The following is a 20032-nucleotide window of genomic DNA, read 5'->3' as shown; positions in this document are numbered from 1 at the left end:
TCACTCCAGATTATCGAGGATTTCGTCGACCTTCTCCGGCGTGAGCTGCGTGTGATAGTGGCCGTCCACCACCATCATCGGCCCGAAGGCGCAGCCCGCCAGGCACTCCTCTTCGATCTTCAGCGTGATGCGGTTGTCCGCTGTCGTCTCGCCCAGCTTGATGCCCAGGCGCTTCTCGCAGTGGGCCACGATGTCGTCGGAGCCCATGAGCATGCAGGCGATGTTGGTGCAGATGTTGACCTTGTGGCGGCCCACCGGCTGGGTGTCGAACATGCTGTAGAAGGTCGCCGCCTCGTAGGCCCACGTGGGCTCGATGCCGATGTACTCGGCCACGGCGTCCATGAGCTCGTTGGTCAGGTAGCCGCCGTTGCCGTCCTGGGCGATATGCAGCGCCGGAATCAGCGCCGAGCGCTTGCCCTCTTGCGGAAACTTGCTCAGCCAGTGGTCGATCTGCTTGCGCTGCTCCTGGGTGAGAACGCGTTCGCTCAGGCGTTGCTCGTTCACCGGTCGATCTCCCCGAATACGATGTCCTGCGTGCCGATGAGGGTGACCACGTCCGCCAGCATGTGGCCCTTGGCCATCTCGTCCATGGCCGCCAGATGCGGGAAGCCGGGCGGACGCACCTTCACGCGGTACGGCTTGTTGGCGCCGTCCGAGATCATGTACACCCCGAACTCGCCCTTGGGCGCCTCCACCGCGGCATAGGCCTCGCCCTCGGGCACGCAGTAGCCCTCGGTGAAAAGCTTGAAGTGATGGATGAGGGACTCCATGTCGTCCTTCATCTCTTCCCGGGTGGGCGGCACGATCTTGTGGTCGTCGATCATCACCGGGCCCGGATTCTGCCGCAGCCAGTCCACGCACTGCTTGATGATCCGCACCGACTGGCGCATCTCCTCGATGCGTACCAGGTAGCGATCGTAGCAGTCACCGTTGGTGCCCACGGGCACGTCGAAGTCCATGCGGTCGTAGACCTCGTACGGCTGCGTCTTGCGCAGGTCCCACTCGACGCCGGAGCCCCGCAGCATGGGCCCGGTGAAGCCGAGCTCCATGGCCCGCTCCGGCGATACCACGCCGATGCCGACCAGGCGCTGCTTCCAGATGCGGTTGTCGGTGAGCAGGGTCTCGTACTCGTCCACCGCCGTGGGGAAGCGCTCGCAGAACTGCTCGATGTAGTCGAGCATGGTCCCCTGACGATCCTTGTTGAGCCACTCCAGGTCCTTCTTCGAGCGGAAGCGGGAGGCCTCGTACTGGGGCATGCGGTCCGGCAGGTCCCGGTAGACGCCGCCCGGGCGGTAGTACGTGGCGTGCATGCGCGTGCCGGAGACGGCCTCGTAGAGGTCCATGAGGAACTCGCGCTCGCGGAACGCGTACAGGAACACCGTCATCGCGCCCACGTCGAGCCCGTGCGCCCCCAGCCACATGAGGTGGTTGAGGATGCGCGTGATCTCGTCGAACATCACGCGGATGTACTGCGCCCGCGGCGGCGGCGTCACGCCCAGGAGCTTCTCGATGGCCAGCACGTAGCCGTGCTCGTTGCACATCATGGACACGTAATCGAGACGGTCCATGTAGCCGATGCTCTGGTTGTACGGCTTGCTCTCGGCGAGCTTCTCCGTGGCCCGGTGCAGCAACCCGATGTGCGGGTCGGCGCGCCGGATCACCTCGCCCTCCATTTCCAGCACCATGCGCAGCACGCCGTGGGCGGCCGGGTGCTGGGGGCCGAAGTTCATGGTGTACGAGCGGATATCAGCCATTGCTGGCGTCCTCCTCGGGCTCCGCGTACCGGTTATCCTGACGGATCACGCGCGGCACGAGCACGCGCGGCTCGATGGTCACCGGCTGGTAGACCACGCGACCCTTCTCCTCGTTGTAGCGGACCTCGACATTGCCGATGAGCGGGAAATCCTTGCGGAAGGGATGCCCGACGAAGCCGTAGTCCGTGAGAATGCGCCGCAGGTCCGGATGCCCGTCGAAAATGATGCCGTAGAGGTCGAACGCCTCGCGCTCGAACCAGTTGGCCCCGGCCCAGATGCTGACCACGGAATCCAGCACGGGGAAGTCGTCGTTGTCGCAGTAGGTGCGCACCCGCAGGCGCTCGTTGTTGCTCAGCGACAGCAGATGGTAGACGGCCGCGAAGCGCCGGCCGGTGTTGGTGGTCACCGGATCCAGGCCGTAGACGCCCGTCAGCCCCAGCCGCGCGAAGGTGTTGCCGCGCACGCCGCGGGAGAAACCGGTGCCGGACGCCTGGTCGGTAATCCACTCGTCCTGCTTCCAGGCCGCGTAGTCCACGCCGCAGACATCGGTGAGCTGCTCGAAACGGAGATCGTCGCGCAGGGACCGCATGACGCCGTACAGATCGGACGGCCCGATCTCGACGGTGACCTCGCCCAGCTGCTCGTCACAGCTGCGCAGCCTGTCTCCGAGCACCTCCTGCAGGCGCTCCGCCAGTGGTTTTCGCGCGTCGACCATGAGTTGGGCTCTCTAGTGTTAGCGAGCGATGGTGTTCGTGCGCCGGATCTTGTTCTGCAGCTGCACCACGCCGTAGAGCAGCGCCTCCGCCGTGGGCGGGCATCCGGGCACGTAGATATCCACCGGGACGATGCGGTCACAGCCCCGCACCACCGAGTACGAATAGTGGTAGTAGCCGCCGCCGTTGGCGCACGACCCCATGGAGATGACCCACTTGGGATCGGACATCTGGTCGTAGACCTTGCGCAGGGCAGGCGCCATCTTGTTGCACAGGGTTCCGGCGACGATCATGACGTCGGACTGCCGCGGGCTCGGCCGGAAGATAACGCCCAGGCGGTCCATGTCATACCGGGCCGCTCCGCAGTGCATCATCTCGATGGCGCAGCACGCGAGGCCGAACGTCATGGGCCACATGGAGCCGGTGCGGGCCCAGTTGATGAGCTTGTCCGCCGACGTGGTGACGAAGCCCTTTTCGAGAACGCCTTCTACTCCCATTCCAGCGCCCCCTTCTTCCACTCGTAGAGAAAGCCGATTAGCAGGATGACCAGGAACAGGCCCATGGCCGCTACGCCGAACAGGCCGACCTCGTCCAGAACGATGGCCCACGGGAAGAGGAAGGCGATTTCCAGGTCAAAGATGATGAACAGCAGCGCCACGAGGTAGTAGCGCACATCGAAGCGCATGCGCGAGTCCTCGAAGGCCTCGAAGCCGCACTCGTAGGGGGAGAGCTTCTCCTCATCCGGGCGCCGCGGGCCGAGGATAAAGCCGGCGACGATAAGGACCGCTCCCAGGCCAAGCCCTACGATGATGAACAGAAGGATCGGTACGTATTCTGCGAGCATGCGCCGGATTCCTCACGCGCCTGGGTGGCCCGATTGCTCGCGCAGGCGCGCTCACAAGCCACCGCGGTTGTGAATACCGCGCGCAGTGTAGAGCAGCGAGCACACGGTGTCAACTTATAACTAATTGAATAAAAAGGAAATATAAGGCCGGGCCCGGCTAGCGCCGGGCGCCGAGGGAATCTGGTGCGGATGGCCGGACTCGAACCGGCACGGCTTGCGCCACTGCCCCCTCAAGACAGCGTGTCTACCAGTTCCACCACATCCGCTGAAGGGAGAAAAAGAGTATCAGAAACCGGGCTGACGACCAAGAGAGGCCGGACCGCCGTCACTCCTCCGGCGGTGCCGCCGGAGCGCTTCCCGACGCGCCGTTGCCGTCCGTCTCGGCGGGCTCGTCCGGGGCGGGCGGGGTCTCGGATTCCTCCTCCGCCGCCGGTGCCGGCTCGTCGCCAGCACGATCGACCACGCTATCGGGCCCGGCATCCCGCGCGGCAAGCACGGCCAGGGTCAGGCTGGTCAGAAAGAAGCCGGCGGCCAGGATGCCGGTCATCCGCGACAGGAACGACGCCGCCCCGCGGGCGCCGAAGACCGTGCTCGAGGCACCGCTGCCGAACGCCGCCCCCGCGTCCGCGCCCTTGCCGTGCTGAAGCAGGACCAGCGCCACCAGCCCGACGGCGATCAGTACGTGGAAGATAAGGATAATCTGTGCCATGCAACCCTCTTGCTAGGCGCTGCGCGCCTCGTCGGCGCGCGCGATGATGCCGAGAAAATCGTCCGCCTTGAGTGAGGCCCCGCCCACCAGGGCGCCGTCGATGTCCGCCATGGCGAACAGCTCCCCCGCCGAGCGCGGCTTGACGCTGCCGCCGTAGAGCACCCGCACGTCGGTGGCATGCCCGCTGTGCTCGGCCAGCCGTGCCCGGATGAAGGCGTGGACGGCCTGCGCCTGCTCCGGCGTGGCGGTCACGCCGGTACCGATGGCCCAGACCGGCTCGTAGGCGACCACGCCGGCCGCCAGGGCCTCCTTCCCCGCCTGCTCCGCGACGGCATCGATCTGCGCGCCGACGACTGCTTCCGTCTCGCCCCGCTCACGCTGCTCCAGGGTCTCGCCGACACAGAGAACGGGCGTGATCCCGTGGCGGCGGGCCGCCGCGAAGCGGGCCGCGACCAGGGCGTCGGTCTCGTGGTACAGGGCGCGGCGCTCCGAGTGCCCGACCAGGGCATGGGTACAGCCGACATCGACCAGCATGTCGGCGGCGATCTCGCCGGTGCAGGCCCCCTGCTCCTGGTCGCCGACGTTCTGGGCGCCGGTGGCGATGCCGGTGCCGTCGGCAAGCCGAACGACATCGGGGATGTACACCGCCGGCGGCAGAACCAGCACATCCAGGGCGTCAAAGCCGCTCACGCCGTCGCGCAACGCGCTCATCAGGGCATGGACGGTCGCCCGTGAGCCGTGCATCTTCCAGTTTCCGGCAATCAGTGGCCGTCGCATCGCAACCTACCCCGCGGGCGAAAAGCAGCCGGGAATCATAGCCGACACAGACGGCCGTTGTCACGTCAGGGCGCGCTCCACCGCGGTAGCGAGCCTGCGGCTGTAGTGCTCGACCAGCTCCGGATCCTGCCCCTCCACCATCACGCGGATGACCGGCTCGGTCCCCGACGGCCGCAGGAGGACGCGGCCGCGGCCGTCGAGCTCCTCCTCCACGGCCGCGACGTCGCCGTCGAGCGCACGCAGGTCATCCGGGCCGGCCCGCCGCGCCACCGGCACATTGACCATGTGCTGGGGATACTTGGTCATGCCGCCGCGCAGCTCGTCCAGGGAATGGCCGGTGCGTACCATGCGCTCCAGCACCTGCAGGGCGGAGACAATGCCGTCGCCCGTGGTGGTGCGGTCGAGGCAGACCACGTGCCCGGACGACTCGCCGCCGATGAGGCCGTCGGCCTCGCGCAGCATCTCCAGCACGTAGCGGTCGCCGACCCGCGCCCGCCGGAAACCGATGCCGTCCCGCGCCAGGGCGTGCTCGAGCCCGAGATTGCTCATGAGCGTACCCACCACCGGGCCGCGCAGCCGTCCCGTGGCCTGCCGGGCGCTGGCGATGATGTACAGCACCTCGTCACCGTCCACCAGCTCGCCGCCGGCATCCACCATGATCACCCGGTCGCCGTCGCCGTCGAAGGCGATGCCGGCGTCGGCACCGACCCGCCGGACCATCTCCTGGACGGCTCCGGGCCGGGTCGACCCGCACTCCACGTTGATATTCAGCCCGTCCGGCTGATCCCCCAGCGTCACCACCTCCGCGCCCAGCTCGCGGAAGACCTCCGGCCCCACGTGATAGGTGGCGCCGTTGGCGCAATCCACCACCAGCTTGAGACCGTTGAGACGGATGTCGCGCCCGACCGTGCTCTTGCAGAACTCGATGTAGCGCCCCGGGGCGTCGGTGAGCCGCGTGACCTTGCCGAGCTCCGCCGAGGCCACCGTGAGCAGCGGCTTCTCCAGCTCCTCCTCGATGGCCGCCTCGGCCGCGTCGTCCAGCTTCTCGCCGCTGCGGGAGAAGAACTTGATGCCGTTGTCCTCGTGGGGATTGTGGGACGCGCTGATGACGATGCCGGCCCCGGCATGGAGGGTATTGGTCAGGTACGCGATCGCCGGGGTGGGCATCGGACCCAGCAGGCGGATGTCGGTGCCCGCCGCCGACAGCCCGGCCTCCAGCGCGGACTCGAACATGTAGCCGGAGATGCGCGTGTCCTTGCCGATGAGGACCAGGTTGCGGTCACGCTGGGCGAGAACGCGCCCCAGGGCCCATCCCAGCTTGAGCACGAAATCCGCGGTGATGGGCGCTTCCCCGACGCGCCCCCGGATGCCGTCGGTACCGAAGTACTTGCGTGTCATGGCCGGTCTCGTTGTTGTTGCAGGAAAGCCTCCGCGGACGGAACGACTCTGCAGTCATCAGGATAGCAGGGACTCCGGCGCCCGTGCGGCCGTGACCACGGCCATGGCATCGACGGTGGCGGCGACGTCGTGGACGCGGATGATCGCGGCCCCCTGCCAGGCCGCCAGGACCGCCGCGGCCACGCTCGCGGGCACGCGCTCGTGCGCGGGTCGGTCCACCAGCTTGCCCAGCATGGACTTGCGCGACATCCCCACCAGCAGCGGCAGCTCCAGATCACGCAATGCACCCAGCTCGCCGAGCAGCCGGTAGTTGTGGGACAGGTTCTTGCCGAAGCCGAAGCCCGGGTCGACGACCAGGCGCTCCCGGGGAATGCCGGCGCGCAGGCAGGCGTCCACGCGCGCCGCCAGGAACGACCGCACCTCGGCGACGACGTCGTCGTATGCCGGATTGCTCTGCATCGTCCGCGGCTCGCCCTGCATGTGCATCAGGCAGACGGGCAGGCCCGTGGCCGCGGCCGCCTCCAGGGCGCCGTCCTCACGCAGGGCGCGGACGTCGTTGATCATGCCGGCGCCGGCCTCCGCGGCCGCGGCCATGACCTCGGGCTTGGCCGTATCCACGGACACGGGCACGTCCAGCTCGGCATGCAGCCGCCGCAGCACGGGCAGCACCCGGCGCAGCTCCTCATCCAGGGGCACGGCCTCGGCGCCCGGTCGCGTGGATTCGCCGCCGAGGTCGACGATGTCGGCGCCCTCCGCCACCAGCCGCCGGGCCTGGGCCAGGGCGTCGTCGGCCGACAGAAAGGCACCCCCATCCGAGAAGGAGTCGGGGGTGATGTTCACGATGCCCATGATGCGGGGCCGGTCCAGCACGACCCGGCGGCCGCCGCAGTCCAGCACGGGCACACCGTCACCGGTCATGAGCCGCCTCCGGTCAGTGCTCGCCCGCCGGCGAGCCGATCCGTCCGCCCTCGGGGGCGTCCCGGTCGCGCTCGCCGGAGGCCTCGGCGCCGGCGTCCCCCGAGGGCCCGCCCCGCTCGTCGCTCCAGCCGCGCGGCGGCCCCACGGGGCGGCCATTCATGATGTCGTCGATCTGCCCCTTGTCGATGGTCTCGTACTTGATGAGGGCATCGGCCATGGTATGGAGCTTGTCCATGTTGGACTGCAGCAGCTCCTTGGCACGGCTGTAGTTGGAGTCGATGATCGAGCGGATCTCCTCGTCGATGGCATGCGCCGTCTCGTCGGAGACCTGCTTCTGCTTCTGCATGGCCTGGCCGATGAACACCTCGCCGTCGTCCTCGTTGTAGGCGAGCGGCCCCATGCGCTCGGACAGGCCCCACTTCGTGACCATGTTGCGGGCGATCTGCGTGGCCCGCTCGATGTCGTTGGAGGCCCCGGTGGTCACCCGCTCGTGGCCGAAGATCAGCTCCTCCGCCAGCCGGCCGCCGAAAAGCGAGGTGATCATGCTGTTCAGCCGCTGCTTGGAGTAGCTGGTGCGATCCTCCTCCGGCAGGAACATGGTCACGCCCAGCGCCCGCCCGCGCGGGATGATGGTGACCTTGTGCACCGGATCGTGCTCCGGCGACAGCAGGCCGACGATGGCGTGCCCCGCCTCGTGGTAGGCGGTGAGCTTCTTGTCGTCCTCGCTCATGACCATGGAGCGCCGCTCGGCGCCCATCATGATCTTGTCCTTGGCCTGCTCGAAATCCTGCATGTCCACCTCGCGCTTGTTGGCGCGGGCGGCGAACAGGGCGGCCTCGTTGGCCAGGTTGGCGAGGTCGGCGCCGGAGAAACCGGGGGTGCCGCGGGCGAGGATGAACGGGTCCACGTCCCGTGCCAGCGGCAGCTTGCTCATGTGCACCTTGAGGATCTGCTCGCGGCCGCGGACGTCCGGCAGCGGCACCGTCACCTGGCGGTCGAACCGACCCGGGCGCAGCAGGGCCGGGTCGAGCACGTCGGGACGGTTGGTGGCGGCGATGACGATGACGCCCTCGTTGCCCTCGAAGCCATCCATCTCCACCAGCAGCTGGTTGAGGGTCTGCTCGCGCTCGTCGTGGCCGCCGCCCATGCCGGCGCCGCGCTGCCGGCCCACGGCGTCGATCTCGTCGATGAAGATGATGCACGGCGCCTGCTTCTTGGCCTGGGCGAACATGTCGCGCACGCGGGAGGCGCCCACGCCGACGAACATCTCGACGAAGTCGGAGCCGGAGATGCTGAAGAACGGCACCTTGGCCTCGCCGGCGATGGCGCGCGCCAGGAGCGTCTTGCCGGTACCGGGCGAGCCCACCATCAGCACGCCGCGCGGAATCTGCCCGCCCAGGCGCTGGAACTTGGAGGGATCCCGGAGGAAATCCACCAGCTCGCCCACTTCCTCCTTGGCCTCTTCCACGCCGGCGACGTCGGAAAAGCCCACCTTGACCTGCTCCTCGGTCATGAGCTTGGCCTTGCTCTTGCCGAAGGACATGGCCCCCCGGCCACCGCCGCCGCCCTGCATCTGCCGCATGAAGTAGATCCACACGGCGATCAGCAGCAGGAACGGGGTCCAGGAGATGAGGATCTGCAGCAGCATGCTGCGGCCCTCGGCCTCCTCCGCGTCGATGTTGACGCCGTTGTCCAGCAGCGTGCCGATCAGGGCCTGGTTGTCGCTCTCGGGGCTGTAGGTGGTGAACTGGCTGCCGCTGTCCGTGGTCCCGCTGATCTGCTGACCCCGGATGGTGACATCGCGCACGCTGCCGTCCTCGACCTGCGACAGGAACTCGGAGTAGGTGATCTTGTTCGTGCTGGTGGTCTGTTCCTGGAAGTTGCTGAACACGGACATCAACACGACCGCGATGATGACCCAGAGAATCAGGTTCTTGGCCATGTCGTTCAAGGTGGTGCACCTCGGCTTCTGTGCTCCGTCGCCCGGGCAGGGCCGGCGAAGACGCTAATGAACAGGATGTGGACGGAACCCTACTACAGCCGCAATTGTCGGGCCAACAAATACACTTCGCGGCTGCGGTCCCGCGAGGCCTCCGGCTTGCGCGTGAGCACGCGGCCGAAATCCCGCCGCAGCTCGCGCAGGAAGGCATCGAAGCCCTCCCCCTGAAAGGTCTTGACCAGAAAATCGCCTCCCGGGTTCAACTGCTCCCGGGCGAACTCCAGGGCCAGCTCCGCCAGGTGCATCGCCCGCGGCTGATCCACCGCATTCATACCGCTGAGATTGGGGGCCATGTCCGACATCACAAGGTCCAGGGGCGCATCACCCACGGCATCGCGCATCGTCGCCAGGCCCTCGTCGGTGGTGAAATCCGCCTGCAGCACCGTCACGTCGGCGATGGCATCCACGGGCAGGATATCCAGGGCGACGATGTCGCCGTTGCCGCGCAGGACCTCGGCGGCGACCTGGGCCCAGCCGCCCGGCGCCGCGCCCAGATCCGCCACCCGCATGCCCGGGCGCAGGATGCGATCCTTGTCCTGGATCTCCAGCAGCTTGAACGCGGCCCGGGAACGGTAGCCCCGGCGCTGGGCGGCCTTCACCCAGTTGTCGCCGAAATGCTCCTGCAGCCAGCGGCGGCTGCTCTTACTCCGCGCCATGCTCCCTCCGCACATCAGCCCGCGCCCGCGCCAGGGCACGGCGCGTGCGCAGCACCAGCCAGCCGCAGGCGGCCGCGGAGCCGCCCAGCAATGCCGCCGCCTCGTAGGCCGCCGGCCATCCGGCCGCGGCGACCAGGAACCAGAGACACACCAGCAGCAGCACGACCACGGCCAGATCCATCTTCACGGCGGGCAGCAGCACGGTGTGAGCCGGGCTGGCACCCCGTGTTAGACTCCCGCTCCGCTCGCCATGCTCCCTGGATCGATCAGCCATCATGCACCTGAATCAGCAGCAGAAACGCCACCTCCGGAGACTCGGCCACTCGCTCAAGCCCGTGGTCCTCACCGGCGCCGCCGGGCTGACGCCGAACGTCATGCACGAGATCGACGAGGCCCTGGACGCGCACGAGCTCGTGAAGGTCAAGATCGTCGCCGACGACCGGGACGAGCGCAAGGAACGCATCGACACAATCTGCCGGGAAAGCGAGGCCGCGCTGGTGCAGTCCGTGGGCAACATCGCCCTGCTGTTCCGGCGCTCGCGCATCGAGAAGAAGCGGCGGATTGCGCTGCCCTGAGCTCCGCGCCACACCGTTGGAGCTTCGGAAACCCTCGTAGGGGCAGCCGTAGGAGCGACGTGAGTCGCGACCTTCCAGGGAACGACCCGCTCTGCAACGGTCGCGACTCACGTCGCTCCTACGGCCGCTCCCACAGACGGGCGGGCGCCGGTAGCCCGACGGGGCCGGCCTACTCGTAGCGTACCTTCGCGATCTCCAGCTCCCGCGTCCCGCCCGGGGCATCCACGGCCGCCACGTCGCCCTCGTCCTTGCCGATCAGGGCGCGGGCGAAGGGCGACTGCACCGAGATCAAGCCCTGCTTGATGTCCGCCTCATCCTCGCCCACGATCCGGTAGGTAAGCTCCTCGTCGGTCTCCAGGTCCACCAGGTCCACGGTGGCACCGAAGATCACGCGGCCGTTGTTGGGCATGGACGTCACGTCGATGATCTGGGCATTGGACAGCTTGCCCTCGATCTCCTTGATCCGCCCCTCGAGGAAGCTCTGCTGCTCCCGCGCGGCGTGGTACTCGGCGTTCTCCTTGAGGTCACCGTGCTCGCGCGCCTCGGCGATCGCCTCGATGATCCGGGGGCGTTCCTCGTACTTGAGGCGGTTGAGTTCCTCGCGAAGCTTCTCCGCCCCGCGCGCGGTCAGCGGTACCTTGCTCATACCGTGGCCTCCCTGTGCAGTGTCTGCAGCCGGTTGACGTCGTCGAGGTCCAGCTGCTCCATGGCCAGCGCCGTGGCCCGGGCGCCGGCGATGGTGGTGGTGTAGCTCACCTTGTGATGCAGCGCCTCGCGCCGGATCGAGTACGAATCCGCGATGGCCTGCCGCCCCTCGGTGGTGTTGATGATGAGGTTGATCTCGTCGTTCTTGATGGCATCCACGATATGGGGACGCCCCTCGCGCACCTTGTTGATCACCTCGCAGACCACGCCCGCCTCGGTGAGCGTCGCCGCGGTCCCGCTGGTGGCCACCAGGGTAAAGCCCCGCTCGCGCAGGGACCGGGCGACGTCCACGGCGGCCTGCTTGTCGGCATCGCGGACACTGATAAAGACCTTGCCCGCCCGGGGCAGGTTCACGCCGGCGGCCAGCTGCGACTTGGCGTAGGCGGCGCCGAAGCTGTGGCCGATGCCCATGACCTCGCCCGTGGACTTCATCTCCGGGCCGAGAATGGGATCGACCCCGGGGAACTTGATGAACGGGAACACCGACTCCTTCACCGAGTAGAACGTCGGCAGCACCTCGCGCGTGTACCCCTGCTGTTCCAGGCTGACCCCGACCATGCACCGGGCGGCGACCTTGGCCAGCGGCACGCCGGTGGCCTTGGACACGAAGGGAACGGTACGCGCAGCGCGGGGGTTGACTTCCAGGATGTAGATGGCGTCGCCCTTGATGGCGAACTGCACGTTCATCAGGCCCACCACGCCCAGGCCGCGGGCCAGCTGGCGCACCTGATCGCGCAGCCGGTCCTGGACGGCCTGGGAGAGCGTGTACGGCGGCAGCGAGCAGGCGGAGTCGCCGGAATGCACGCCGGCCTGCTCGATGTGCTCCATGATTCCGCCGATGAGCACGGCCTCGCCGTCGCAGATCGCGTCCACGTCCACCTCGACGGCGTCGTCCAGGAACCGGTCCAGCAGCACCGGCGAGTTGTGGGAGACCTTCACCGCCGCGTTCATGTACTGCTCCAGCTCCTCCGGGCCGTACACGATCTCCATGGCGCGCCCGCCGAGCACGTAGGAGGGACGCACCACCAGCGGGTAGCCGATCTCGGCGGCCAGATCGTAGGCCTCCCGGGCCGTACGGGCCAGCCGGTTGGGCGGCTGCTGGATGCCCAGGCGGTTGATGAGCTGCTGGAAGCGCTCGCGGTCCTCGGCCAGGTCGATGGAGTCCGGCACCGTGCCGATGATCGGCGCGCCGGCGGCCTCCAGGTCCCGGGCCAGCTTGAGCGGGGTCTGGCCGCCGTACTGGATGATCACGCCCTCGGGCTGCTCGGTATGGATGACCTCGAGCACGTCCTCCAGCGTCAGGGGCTCGAAGTACAGCCGGTCGGAGGTGTCGTAGTCCGTGGACACCGTCTCCGGGTTGCAGTTGACCATGATGGTCTCGAAGCCGTCGTCGCGCATGGCGAAGGCAGCGTGGACGCAGCAGTAGTCGAACTCGATGCCCTGGCCGATGCGGTTGGGCCCGCCGCCCAGGACCATGATCTTCCGGCGCTCCGACGGGTCCGACTCGCACTCCTCGTCGTAGCAGGAATACATGTACGCCGTGGCCGTGGCGAACTCGGCGGCACAGGAGTCCACGCGCTTGTAGACCGGGCGCACGCCCAGCTCGTGCCGGCGCTTGCGGATATCCGCCTCGCTGACCCCGAGCAGCTCTGCCAGGCGGCTGTCGGAGAAGCCGCGCCGCTTGAGCGCGAACAGGGTGTCGCGGTCCAGCGCCCGGAAGCCCGCTTCCACGGCGACCCGCTCGCCGTGGACGATGTCCTCCATCTGCGCCAGGAACCACGGGTCGATGGCCGTGAGCTCGTAGACGTCCTGCACGCTGAAGCCGGCGCGGAAGGCATCACCGACGCAGAAGATGCGCTCCGGCCGCGGCATCTTGAGCTCGTGCCGCAGGCGCGTGTTGATGTCCTCCTGGCCGAGGTCCAGGTAGCTGGTCAGGCCGTCCACGCCGGTCTCCAGGCTGCGCAGGGCCTTCTGGAAGGACTCCTGGAAGGTCCGGCCGATGGACATGGCCTCGCCCACGGACTTCATCTGCGTGGTCAGCGTGGGCTCGGCCTGGGCGAACTTCTCGAAGGTGAACCGCGGCGCCTTGGTGACCACGTAGTCGATGGTGGGCTCGAAGGACGCCGGGGTGGCGCCGCCGGTGATCTCGTTGCGCAGCTCGTCCAGGGTGTAGCCCACCGCCAGCTTGGCGGCCACCTTGGCGATGGGGAAGCCGGTGGCCTTGGACGCCAGCGCCGATGAGCGCGACACCCGGGGATTCATCTCGATGACCACCAGCCGGCCGTCGTCCGGGTTGATGGCGAACTGGACATTGGAGCCGCCGGTCTCGACGCCGATCTCGCGCAGCACCTCCAGGGAGGCGTTGCGCATGATCTGGTACTCCTTGTCCGTGAGCGTCTGCGCCGGCGCCACGGTAATGGAGTCGCCGGTGTGCACGCCCATGGGATCCAGGTTCTCGATGGAGCACACGATGATGCAGTTGTCCGCCTTGTCGCGGACGACCTCCATCTCGAACTCCTTCCAACCCAGGACGGATTCCTCGATGAGCAGCTCGTTGGTGGGCGACAGATCCAGCCCGCGCTCGCAGATGCCGACGAACTCCTCGCGGTTGTAGGCGATGCCGCCGCCGGAGCCGCCCAGGGTGAACGACGGGCGGATGATGGTGGGGAAGCCGATGCGCGCCTGGATCTCCAGGGCCTCCTCCATGGAGTGTGCCAGCTCGGCGCGCGGCGTCTCCAGGTTGATGCGCTCCATGGCCTCGCGGAACAGCTGCCGGTCCTCGGCCATGTCGATGGCTTCCTTGCTGGCGCCGATCATCTCCACGCCGAAGCGCTCCAGCACCCCGTAGCGGTCCAGGTCCAGCGCGCAGTTGAGCGCCGTCTGCCCGCCCATGGTGGGCAGCACCACGTCCGGCTTCTCGTCCTCGATGATGCGCGAGACGGTCTGCCACTGGATGGGCTCGATGTAGATGGCGTCGGCCGTCTCCGGATCCGTCATGATGGTGGCCGGGTTGGAGTTCACCAGGATGACCCGGAAGCCCTCCTCTTTCAGGGCCTTGCAGGCCTGCACCCCGGAGTAGTCGAACTCGCAGGCCTGGCCGATCACGATGGGACCGGCGCCGATGATCAGGATGCTTTGGATATCACTACGCTTGGGCATGGTTTCCTGCTCGTCTGTCGCCTTGCGCGCTCGCCGGCGGATTCGGGGGTGTGCACCGGCTCAGGCGCGGTATTCCCGGATCAGCTCGACGAAGTGCGCGAACAGCGGTCGCACATCGTGGGGGCCGGGGCTCGCCTCGGGATGCCCCTGGAAACTGAAGGCCGGTCGGTCCGTGCGGTGGATACCCTGCAGCGAGCCGTCGAACAGCGAGCGCTGGGTCGCCCGCAGGTTGCCCGGCAGGGTCGCCTCGTCCACCGCGAAGCCGTGGTTCTGGCTGGAGATCATCACGCGCCCGGTGTCCAGGTCCTGCACCGGGTGGTTGGCCCCGTGGTGGCCGAACTTCATCTTCACCGACGCCGCACCGCTGGCGAGCCCCAGCAGCTGGTGCCCCAGGCAGATGCCGAAGCTGGGCACCCCGGCATCCACCAGGGTACGGATCGCCTCGATGGCATAGTCGCAGGGCTCCGGGTCGCCGGGGCCGTTGGAGAAGAAGACGCCGTCGGGATCCATGGCCAGCACGTCCTGCGCCGGGGTGCGCGCCGGCACCACCGTCACCCGGCAGCCGTGGTCCACCAGCATGCGCAGGATATTGCGCTTGATGCCGTAGTCGTAGGCCACCACGTGCCAGCGCAGGTCGCCATCGGCGCGGTCGCCGGCATCGGTGCGGCCCAGCGGCAGGCTCCAGGAGCCCTGGCGCCATTCGTAGGGCACATCGGTGGAGGCGCTGGCCGCCAGGTCCATGCCCTTGAGCCCGGGGAAGTCCCGGGCCGCCTGCACGGCCTGGTCGTCGTCGACGTCACCGGCCATGATGCAGCCGTCCTGGGCGCCCTTCTCCCGCAGCAGGCGGGTGAGCCGGCGGGTGTCGATGCCGGCGATAGCAACCACGCCGCGGTTGCGCAGGTAGGCTCCCAGATCCTCGGCGTTGCGCCAGCTGCTGGAGCGCAGGGGCAGATCGCGGATGATCAGGCCGGCGAGCTTCGGCCCGTCGGACTCCTCGTCCACGGGGTTGGTGCCCACGTTGCCCACGTGGGGATAGGTCAGGGTGACCAGCTGCCGGCTGTAGGAGGGGTCGGTACAGATTTCCTGGTAGCCGGACATGGCGGTGTTGAATACCACCTCGCCGCTACTGAGCCCGTCGGCGCCGATGGCCTCGCCGCGAAACAGGGTGCCGTCTTCGAGCGCAAGAATCGCCGGCCTGCTCAACTGCCCCTCTCCTTACTGTTCCGGGTGACCGCCACGGGGGAGGCACATGCGCGCAAAAACGGGAGGAATCATCGTCGTGACTCCTCCCGCCTCGAGAAACGTGACCCACTCCCCGCGAAGTGCGCGGTATTTTACTGCACCGTTGTGGACGGTGTCTATGTGGGGAAGTTTGCAGTTGGCAGTGTTCAGTTGGCCGTCGGCCCGGTATCCGATGTGGGTTCGACGTCGGAGCGGCCCGTCGGTGGTTGGCGGGGGTACGTTGCGGTGGGCTCCGGAGCTCCGCTTACGGCCCCTGCTTTGGATGAAGCAGGGGCCTACCCTCCGCTCCGGCCTGGCCGGCTGACAGCACATCCCTGTGCTGACAGCCGGTGGCGGCATCCCTGCCGCCACCCCTTCGGGGCCGGACGGCCTGCGCTCCGGCGCTGCGCAAAGTCGCCCACCGCAACGTACCCCCGCCAACCACCGACGGGCACCGCCATGCGCAGACGCACCCACAAGTGCTGAACCATGGCACGCGCTGGTGCGGGGCCTCCGGTCACGGACCGTCTGCGGCCAGGACGGCCGCAGTCGAGCCTACATGGACGTATTCACGGCGTGTCCGTGACCGGAGGCCCCGCACCAGCGCCCGGACTCGGGCATAAGGCCAACGCAGGCCGCGAACAACTGCAGGTCGCACAAACGACCGCCTACGCCTTGCGCCGGACGTCGCGGACATTGCGGAGCGTGGCGATGCGGTCCAGCAGGCGGCTCATCTGGGTGACGTCGCCGATCTCCACGGTGAGCGTCATGCGGGCCTGGTGATCCTGGCGGCCGGTGCTGGTGTTGACGCCGGTGACGTTGATCTTCTCGTTGGTGAGAATCGCGGTGATATCCCGGAGCAGGCCCTGGCGGTCGTAGGCATCCACCTGGATATCCACCGGGTACTTCTGCTCCGAGTGCCGGCTCCAGCTCACCTCGATGAGCCGCTCCGGCGCCGTCTCCTGCAGACGGCGGATGTTGTTGCAGTCACGCCGGTGGATGGTGACGCCCTGCCCGCGGGTGATGAACCCCACCACCGGATCTCCGGGCGCCGGCTTGCAGCACCCGGCCTGGCGGGTGAGCAGATTGCCCACGCCGTAGATCGAGACCTCGTCGGTGTGCTCGCCGCCGGACGGCGCCTGGCCCTCCGGCAGCAGCTGAGAGGGCTCCCGGCGCGGCAGCACGTGCTCGCCGAGCAGCCCGGCGATGTAGCCGCTGCTCACGTCGCCCCGGCCGATGGCCGCCAGGAAGCTGTCCATGTCCGCGTAGCGGCTCTTCTCGGCCAGCCGCTCCAGGTTCACGTCCTGGACGCCGAGGCGGTGCAGCTCCCGGTCCAGCACCTGGCGCCCGGCGGCCACGTTCTTGTCGTGGTCCTGCTGCCGGAACCAGGATCGCACCTGGGCGCGGGCGCGGGACGTGCGCAGATAGCCCCGCGCCGGATTCAGCCAGTCGCGGCTGGGGGCGCCGCTGCGGGTGGTCAGGACCTCCACCTGGTCGCCGTTTTGCAGCTCGTAGGTCAGCGGCACCATGCGGCCGTTGACCTTGGCCCCGCGGCAGCGATGGCCCACATCGCTGTGGATGTAGTAGGCGAAATCCAGCGGGGTCGCGCCGCGCGGCAGATCCAGGACATCCCCCTTGGGGCTGATGACGTAGACGCGATCCTCGAAGACTTCCGACTTGAAGCGGTCGATGAAATCCTCCGAGGCCCCGTCCTCGCGTCCCCATTCCAGCAGCTGGCGCAGCCAGGCGAGCTTCTGCTCGAAGCGGGTATCGCGGTTGCTGACCTCTTCCTTGTAGCGCCAGTGGGCGGCCACGCCGAGCTCCGCCTGCTCGTGCATCTCCCAGGTACGGATCTGCACCTCCAGGGTCTTGCCCTCGGGCCCGACCACCGCCGTGTGCAGCGACTGGTAGTTGTTCTCCTTGGGCGCGGTGATGTAGTCGTCGAACTCCCGGGGGATGTGCCGCCACAGGCTGTGCACCACACCCAGGGTGGCGTAGCACGAGGAGACATCGTTGACCATCACCCGCAGCGCGCGGATGTCGAACAGCTCGTGGAAGCCCAGCCCCTTGCGCTGCATCTTCTTCCAGATGCTGTAGATGTGCTTGGGACGGCCGTAGACCTCGGCCTCGATGCCGGCGCGCTGCAGCGCATCGGTGAGCTGGCTGGTCACCTGGCGGATGTAGCGCTCGCGGTCCTGGCGCTTCTCGCGCAGCAGCCGGGCCACGCGCTTGTAGGTCTCCGGCTCCAGGTAACGGAAGCACAGGTCCTCCATCTCCCACTTCACCTGCCAGATCCCCAGACGGTGGGCCAGCGGCGCGTAGATGTCGGTGGTCTCCCGGGCGACCTGCCTCTGGACCTCCGGAGGATGGGTGCGCAGCGTGCGCAGATCGTGGAGGCGCTCGGCGAGCTTGATGAACACCACGCGGATATCCTGGGCCATGGCCAGGAGCATCTTGCGCAGGGCGTCGGTGCGGCGCGCGGTCTCCTCCCTGGATTCGCCGGCGTGGCCGTGCAGCTCGCTGATCACGTCCATGCGGCTGACGCCCTCCACCAGGGCGGCCACGTCCTCGCCGGCCTTGCGCTTGATCACCGACTCCCGCGAGCCGCTGACCGCCGGGGCGTCGTGCAGGATGCCGGCGGCGATGGCCTGGGCGTCGAGCTTCAGCCCGGCGAGAATGCTGGCCACCGCCAGGCCGTGCTCGAAGTAGCTCTCGCCGGAGGAGCGCATGCCGTCGCCGTAGACCTCGGCCGCCGCCTCCCAGGCCCCCAGCAGCAATCGCCGCTCGTCGTCACCGGCCCGGGGCTGGACCCGCTCGAGCCATGCCTCCGGCGTGGGGATACCGTCAGCGAAGAGATCACTGATGTCGTCGGTTACGCTGACCATGACTCCGTCACGTGAGGGCGCACCGGCCCTTTTTCCAGACTGGGCGCGCATTGTACGCCATTGGCTGCACGAATCCCTCCCGGGATGCGATGCGCTCCCGGACACCCCCCGCGTTCTTGCACCACCCGGAATGACTGTATATATTAACAGTACAGAAGACAGGAGCGCCGTCCCATGCATCAGCTCACCGCCCGCCAGGAAGAGATCCTCCGGTTCATCCGGCAGTTCATCGCGGAGTCCGGCTTTCCGCCCACCCGGGCGGATATCACCCGTGCCCTGGGCTATCGCTCGCCCAATGCGGCGGAAAGCCACCTGCGGGCCCTGGAGCGCAAGGGGGCCATCAGCCTGCGGGCCGGCTCCTCCCGCGGCATCCGCTTGCTGGACGACCACGGCGAGGAAGAGGAGCCCGGCCTGCCCGTCATCGGCCAGGTGGCCGCCGGCAGCCCCGTGCTGGCCCAGGAGCATGTCCGCGAGCGCTGCCGGGTCGACCCGGCCATGTTCCACCCCCGGGCGGACTACCTCCTGGCCGTCCAGGGCATGAGCATGCGCGACGCCGGCATCCTGGAAGACGACCTACTGGCGGTGCACCGCACCACCGAGGCCCGGAACGGGCAGATCGTGGTCGCCCGCCTCCACGACGAGGTCACCGTCAAGCGCTTCCAGCGCGACGGCCACTATGTCCGGCTGCTGCCGGAGAACCCGGAATATACGCCCATCGACGTCGATCTGCGCACGGAACCGCTCATTATCGAAGGACTCGGGGTCGGCCTGATTCGCAACGGCGAGGCGCTGTAGCGGGCTTCAGCGGGATGACAACGCGGTGTGCTGTCCGGCACACCCCGGAAGCCCATACAGCACCCGCCCAACGGCAATGAGGGTCACCATGGACAACGCTCTCGACAACCTGCTGCGCGAACCCCGCATCTGGCGCGCCGGCGAAACCCAGCCCCGGCAGGGCTGCCTGCCCAGCGGCTACGCCGAGCTGGATGCGGCGCTGCCCGGGGGCGGATGGCCCCAGGGCGCGCTCACGGAGCTCCTGCATGCCGATGCCGGCATCGGCGAGCTGCGCCTGGTGCTCCCGGCTCTGGCCCGCCTCAGCCGCGCCGGCCGCTGGATCGCCCTGGTGGCACCCCCGCACATCCCGTATGCACCGGCCCTGGCCGCCCAGGGCGTGGATCTCTCCCGGATTCTCCTGATCCACCCCCGCGCCGGCAGCGACACCCTCTGGGCCCTGGAGCAGGCCATGCGCTCGGGCAGCTGCGCCGCCGTGCTGGCCTGGCCGCGCAAGGCCGACGAGAAGCAGCTGCGGCGCCTGCAGCTGGCCGCCGAGGCCGGCGATTGCTGGGGGCTGCTGTTCCGCGACGAAAGCGCCCGGAACGAGCGCTCCCCGGCAGCCCTGCGCCTGGTGCTGCAGGCCGGGGAGAATGCCGACACCCGGGTGGACCTGCTCAAGGTCCGGGGCGGACAGCCGCGCCAGGGCCTGCAGCTGGACCTGAACAACCCGCGCACCCGGTCCCTGCCGGTTGCCACCCATTCCCCCGCGACCGCCACCGCCGGGACGGAATCGGCGCTGCCCGCCGGCAGGGTGGAGCCCCCCGCTTCCCGGGGAAGCCTGCAGCCGGAGTCCTCCCTGACCCAGATGCGCCTGCCGCTGGAGCCCTCCCCGCGCCGGCGGCCGCAGCCGGTCCAGCCGCTGCACTGACCCCCGGCGAAGCACGC

At 68.4% G+C, this 20032-nt stretch carries 19 protein-coding genes and 1 tRNA gene; 3 read left to right on the top strand and 17 right to left on the bottom strand.

Going from position 1 to position 20032, the window contains the following annotated elements; genetic code table 11:
• From QWY84_RS14600 to QWY84_RS14540, 13 genes are all read right to left on the bottom strand, one after another.
• A complete protein-coding gene (locus QWY84_RS14600) occupies positions 1 to 504 on the bottom strand; it encodes an NADH-quinone oxidoreductase subunit NuoE family protein (RefSeq protein ID WP_290203540.1) in 504 nt (167 codons plus the stop codon).
• A complete protein-coding gene (locus QWY84_RS14595) occupies positions 501 to 1754 on the bottom strand; it encodes an NADH-quinone oxidoreductase subunit D (RefSeq protein ID WP_290203538.1) in 1254 nt (417 codons plus the stop codon). The genes QWY84_RS14600 and QWY84_RS14595 overlap by 4 nt, the downstream gene beginning before the upstream one ends.
• On the bottom strand, positions 1747 to 2469 hold the full coding sequence (locus QWY84_RS14590) for an NADH-quinone oxidoreductase subunit C (RefSeq protein ID WP_290203537.1): 723 nt from the start codon (positions 2467 to 2469) through the stop codon (positions 1747 to 1749). Before QWY84_RS14590 ends, QWY84_RS14595 begins: the two co-directional genes overlap by 8 nt.
• An 18-nt stretch (positions 2470 to 2487) precedes the next feature.
• Entirely contained in the window at positions 2488 to 2964 is a 477-nt protein-coding gene (locus tag QWY84_RS14585) for a NuoB/complex I 20 kDa subunit family protein (RefSeq protein WP_290203535.1), read from the bottom strand.
• Positions 2955 to 3311, bottom strand: a complete 357-nt coding sequence (locus tag QWY84_RS14580; protein ID WP_290203533.1) for an NADH-quinone oxidoreductase subunit A — start codon at positions 3309 to 3311, stop codon at positions 2955 to 2957. Before QWY84_RS14580 ends, QWY84_RS14585 begins: the two co-directional genes overlap by 10 nt.
• 181 nt (positions 3312 to 3492) lie before the next feature.
• A tRNA-Leu gene (locus QWY84_RS14575) sits at positions 3493 to 3577 on the bottom strand.
• Between the two features lie 59 nt (positions 3578 to 3636).
• Positions 3637 to 4020, bottom strand: a complete 384-nt coding sequence (gene secG / locus QWY84_RS14570) for a preprotein translocase subunit SecG (RefSeq protein ID WP_290203532.1) — start codon at positions 4018 to 4020, stop codon at positions 3637 to 3639.
• Between the two features lie 12 nt (positions 4021 to 4032).
• On the bottom strand, positions 4033 to 4797 hold the full coding sequence (gene tpiA / locus QWY84_RS14565; protein WP_290203531.1) for a triose-phosphate isomerase: 765 nt from the start codon (positions 4795 to 4797) through the stop codon (positions 4033 to 4035).
• Positions 4798 to 4857: 60 nt separating this feature from the next.
• On the bottom strand, positions 4858 to 6195 hold the full coding sequence (glmM, locus tag QWY84_RS14560; RefSeq protein ID WP_290203530.1) for a phosphoglucosamine mutase: 1338 nt from the start codon (positions 6193 to 6195) through the stop codon (positions 4858 to 4860).
• A gap of 57 nt (positions 6196 to 6252) precedes the next feature.
• Positions 6253 to 7113: a dihydropteroate synthase gene (gene folP / locus QWY84_RS14555; RefSeq protein ID WP_290203529.1), complete on the bottom strand. Its 861-nt coding sequence runs from the start codon at positions 7111 to 7113 to the stop codon at positions 6253 to 6255.
• 13 nt (positions 7114 to 7126) lie between these two features.
• On the bottom strand, positions 7127 to 9064 hold the full coding sequence (gene ftsH / locus QWY84_RS14550; RefSeq protein ID WP_290203528.1) for an ATP-dependent zinc metalloprotease FtsH: 1938 nt from the start codon (positions 9062 to 9064) through the stop codon (positions 7127 to 7129).
• An 83-nt stretch (positions 9065 to 9147) separates the two neighbouring features.
• Positions 9148 to 9768, bottom strand: a complete 621-nt coding sequence (gene rlmE, locus QWY84_RS14545) for a 23S rRNA (uridine(2552)-2'-O)-methyltransferase RlmE (RefSeq protein WP_290203526.1) — start codon at positions 9766 to 9768, stop codon at positions 9148 to 9150.
• Positions 9755 to 10045 (bottom strand): hypothetical protein, encoded by a 291-nt coding sequence (locus QWY84_RS14540; RefSeq protein WP_290203525.1) that lies wholly within the window; start codon positions 10043 to 10045, stop codon positions 9755 to 9757. The genes rlmE and QWY84_RS14540 overlap by 14 nt, the downstream gene beginning before the upstream one ends.
• Here QWY84_RS14540 and yhbY point away from each other — a divergent pair.
• The gene (gene yhbY, locus QWY84_RS14535) at positions 10044 to 10343 is read left to right on the top strand and encodes a ribosome assembly RNA-binding protein YhbY (RefSeq protein ID WP_290203524.1); all 300 of its coding nucleotides are present in this window, start codon (positions 10044 to 10046) and stop codon (positions 10341 to 10343) included. The genes QWY84_RS14540 and yhbY overlap by 2 nt on opposite strands.
• Positions 10344 to 10512: 169 nt before the next feature.
• Here the strand turns inward: yhbY and greA are convergent, their stop codons facing one another.
• From greA to relA, 4 genes are all read right to left on the bottom strand, one after another.
• Positions 10513 to 10989: a transcription elongation factor GreA gene (gene greA, locus QWY84_RS14530; protein ID WP_290203523.1), complete on the bottom strand. Its 477-nt coding sequence runs from the start codon at positions 10987 to 10989 to the stop codon at positions 10513 to 10515.
• The gene (gene carB, locus QWY84_RS14525) at positions 10986 to 14207 is read right to left on the bottom strand and encodes a carbamoyl-phosphate synthase large subunit (RefSeq protein ID WP_290203522.1); all 3222 of its coding nucleotides are present in this window, start codon (positions 14205 to 14207) and stop codon (positions 10986 to 10988) included. Before carB ends, greA begins: the two co-directional genes overlap by 4 nt.
• Before the next feature lie 60 nt (positions 14208 to 14267).
• Entirely contained in the window at positions 14268 to 15410 is a 1143-nt protein-coding gene (carA, locus tag QWY84_RS14520; RefSeq protein WP_290203521.1) for a glutamine-hydrolyzing carbamoyl-phosphate synthase small subunit, read from the bottom strand.
• Between the two features lie 686 nt (positions 15411 to 16096).
• A complete protein-coding gene (gene relA / locus QWY84_RS14515; RefSeq protein ID WP_290203520.1) occupies positions 16097 to 18313 on the bottom strand; it encodes a GTP diphosphokinase in 2217 nt (738 codons plus the stop codon).
• Between the two features lie 174 nt (positions 18314 to 18487).
• On the opposite strand from relA, the gene lexA reads away from it, so the two are divergent.
• Positions 18488 to 19108 carry a transcriptional repressor LexA gene (gene lexA / locus QWY84_RS14510; RefSeq protein ID WP_290203519.1) on the top strand — a complete coding sequence of 207 codons (621 nt, stop codon included), beginning with the start codon at positions 18488 to 18490 and terminating at the stop codon, positions 19106 to 19108.
• Between the two features lie 88 nt (positions 19109 to 19196).
• Complete coding sequence (imuA, locus tag QWY84_RS14505; RefSeq protein WP_290203518.1) at positions 19197 to 20015, top strand: translesion DNA synthesis-associated protein ImuA; 819 nt, start codon at positions 19197 to 19199, stop codon at positions 20013 to 20015.
• Positions 20016 to 20032 lie beyond the last annotated feature (17 nt).

Origin of the sequence: Aquisalimonas lutea (genome assembly GCF_030409225.1) — a bacterium.
In the GTDB taxonomy this organism is placed as follows: domain Bacteria; phylum Pseudomonadota; class Gammaproteobacteria; order Nitrococcales; family Aquisalimonadaceae; genus Aquisalimonas; species Aquisalimonas lutea.
This window is presented reverse-complemented; position numbering and strand designations above follow the sequence as displayed.

Coding starts and splice junctions, on each gene's coding strand:
- imuA (WP_290203518.1), top strand. CDS start 19,197: ATGGACAACGCTCTCGACAACCTGCTGCGCGAACCCCGCATCTGGCGC.
- QWY84_RS14585 (WP_290203535.1), bottom strand. CDS start 2,964: ATGGGAGTAGAAGGCGTTCTCGAAAAGGGCTTCGTCACCACGTCGGCG.
- QWY84_RS14590 (WP_290203537.1), bottom strand. CDS start 2,469: ATGGTCGACGCGCGAAAACCACTGGCGGAGCGCCTGCAGGAGGTGCTC.
- secG (WP_290203532.1), bottom strand. CDS start 4,020: ATGGCACAGATTATCCTTATCTTCCACGTACTGATCGCCGTCGGGCTG.
- lexA (WP_290203519.1), top strand. CDS start 18,488: ATGCATCAGCTCACCGCCCGCCAGGAAGAGATCCTCCGGTTCATCCGG.
- QWY84_RS14595 (WP_290203538.1), bottom strand. CDS start 1,754: ATGGCTGATATCCGCTCGTACACCATGAACTTCGGCCCCCAGCACCCG.
- QWY84_RS14580 (WP_290203533.1), bottom strand. CDS start 3,311: ATGCTCGCAGAATACGTACCGATCCTTCTGTTCATCATCGTAGGGCTT.
- folP (WP_290203529.1), bottom strand. CDS start 7,113: ATGACCGGTGACGGTGTGCCCGTGCTGGACTGCGGCGGCCGCCGGGTC.
- carB (WP_290203522.1), bottom strand. CDS start 14,207: ATGCCCAAGCGTAGTGATATCCAAAGCATCCTGATCATCGGCGCCGGT.
- rlmE (WP_290203526.1), bottom strand. CDS start 9,768: ATGGCGCGGAGTAAGAGCAGCCGCCGCTGGCTGCAGGAGCATTTCGGC.
- greA (WP_290203523.1), bottom strand. CDS start 10,989: ATGAGCAAGGTACCGCTGACCGCGCGCGGGGCGGAGAAGCTTCGCGAG.
- QWY84_RS14540 (WP_290203525.1), bottom strand. CDS start 10,045: ATGATGGCTGATCGATCCAGGGAGCATGGCGAGCGGAGCGGGAGTCTA.
- tpiA (WP_290203531.1), bottom strand. CDS start 4,797: ATGCGACGGCCACTGATTGCCGGAAACTGGAAGATGCACGGCTCACGG.
- yhbY (WP_290203524.1), top strand. CDS start 10,044: ATGCACCTGAATCAGCAGCAGAAACGCCACCTCCGGAGACTCGGCCAC.
- glmM (WP_290203530.1), bottom strand. CDS start 6,195: ATGACACGCAAGTACTTCGGTACCGACGGCATCCGGGGGCGCGTCGGG.
- relA (WP_290203520.1), bottom strand. CDS start 18,313: ATGGTCAGCGTAACCGACGACATCAGTGATCTCTTCGCTGACGGTATC.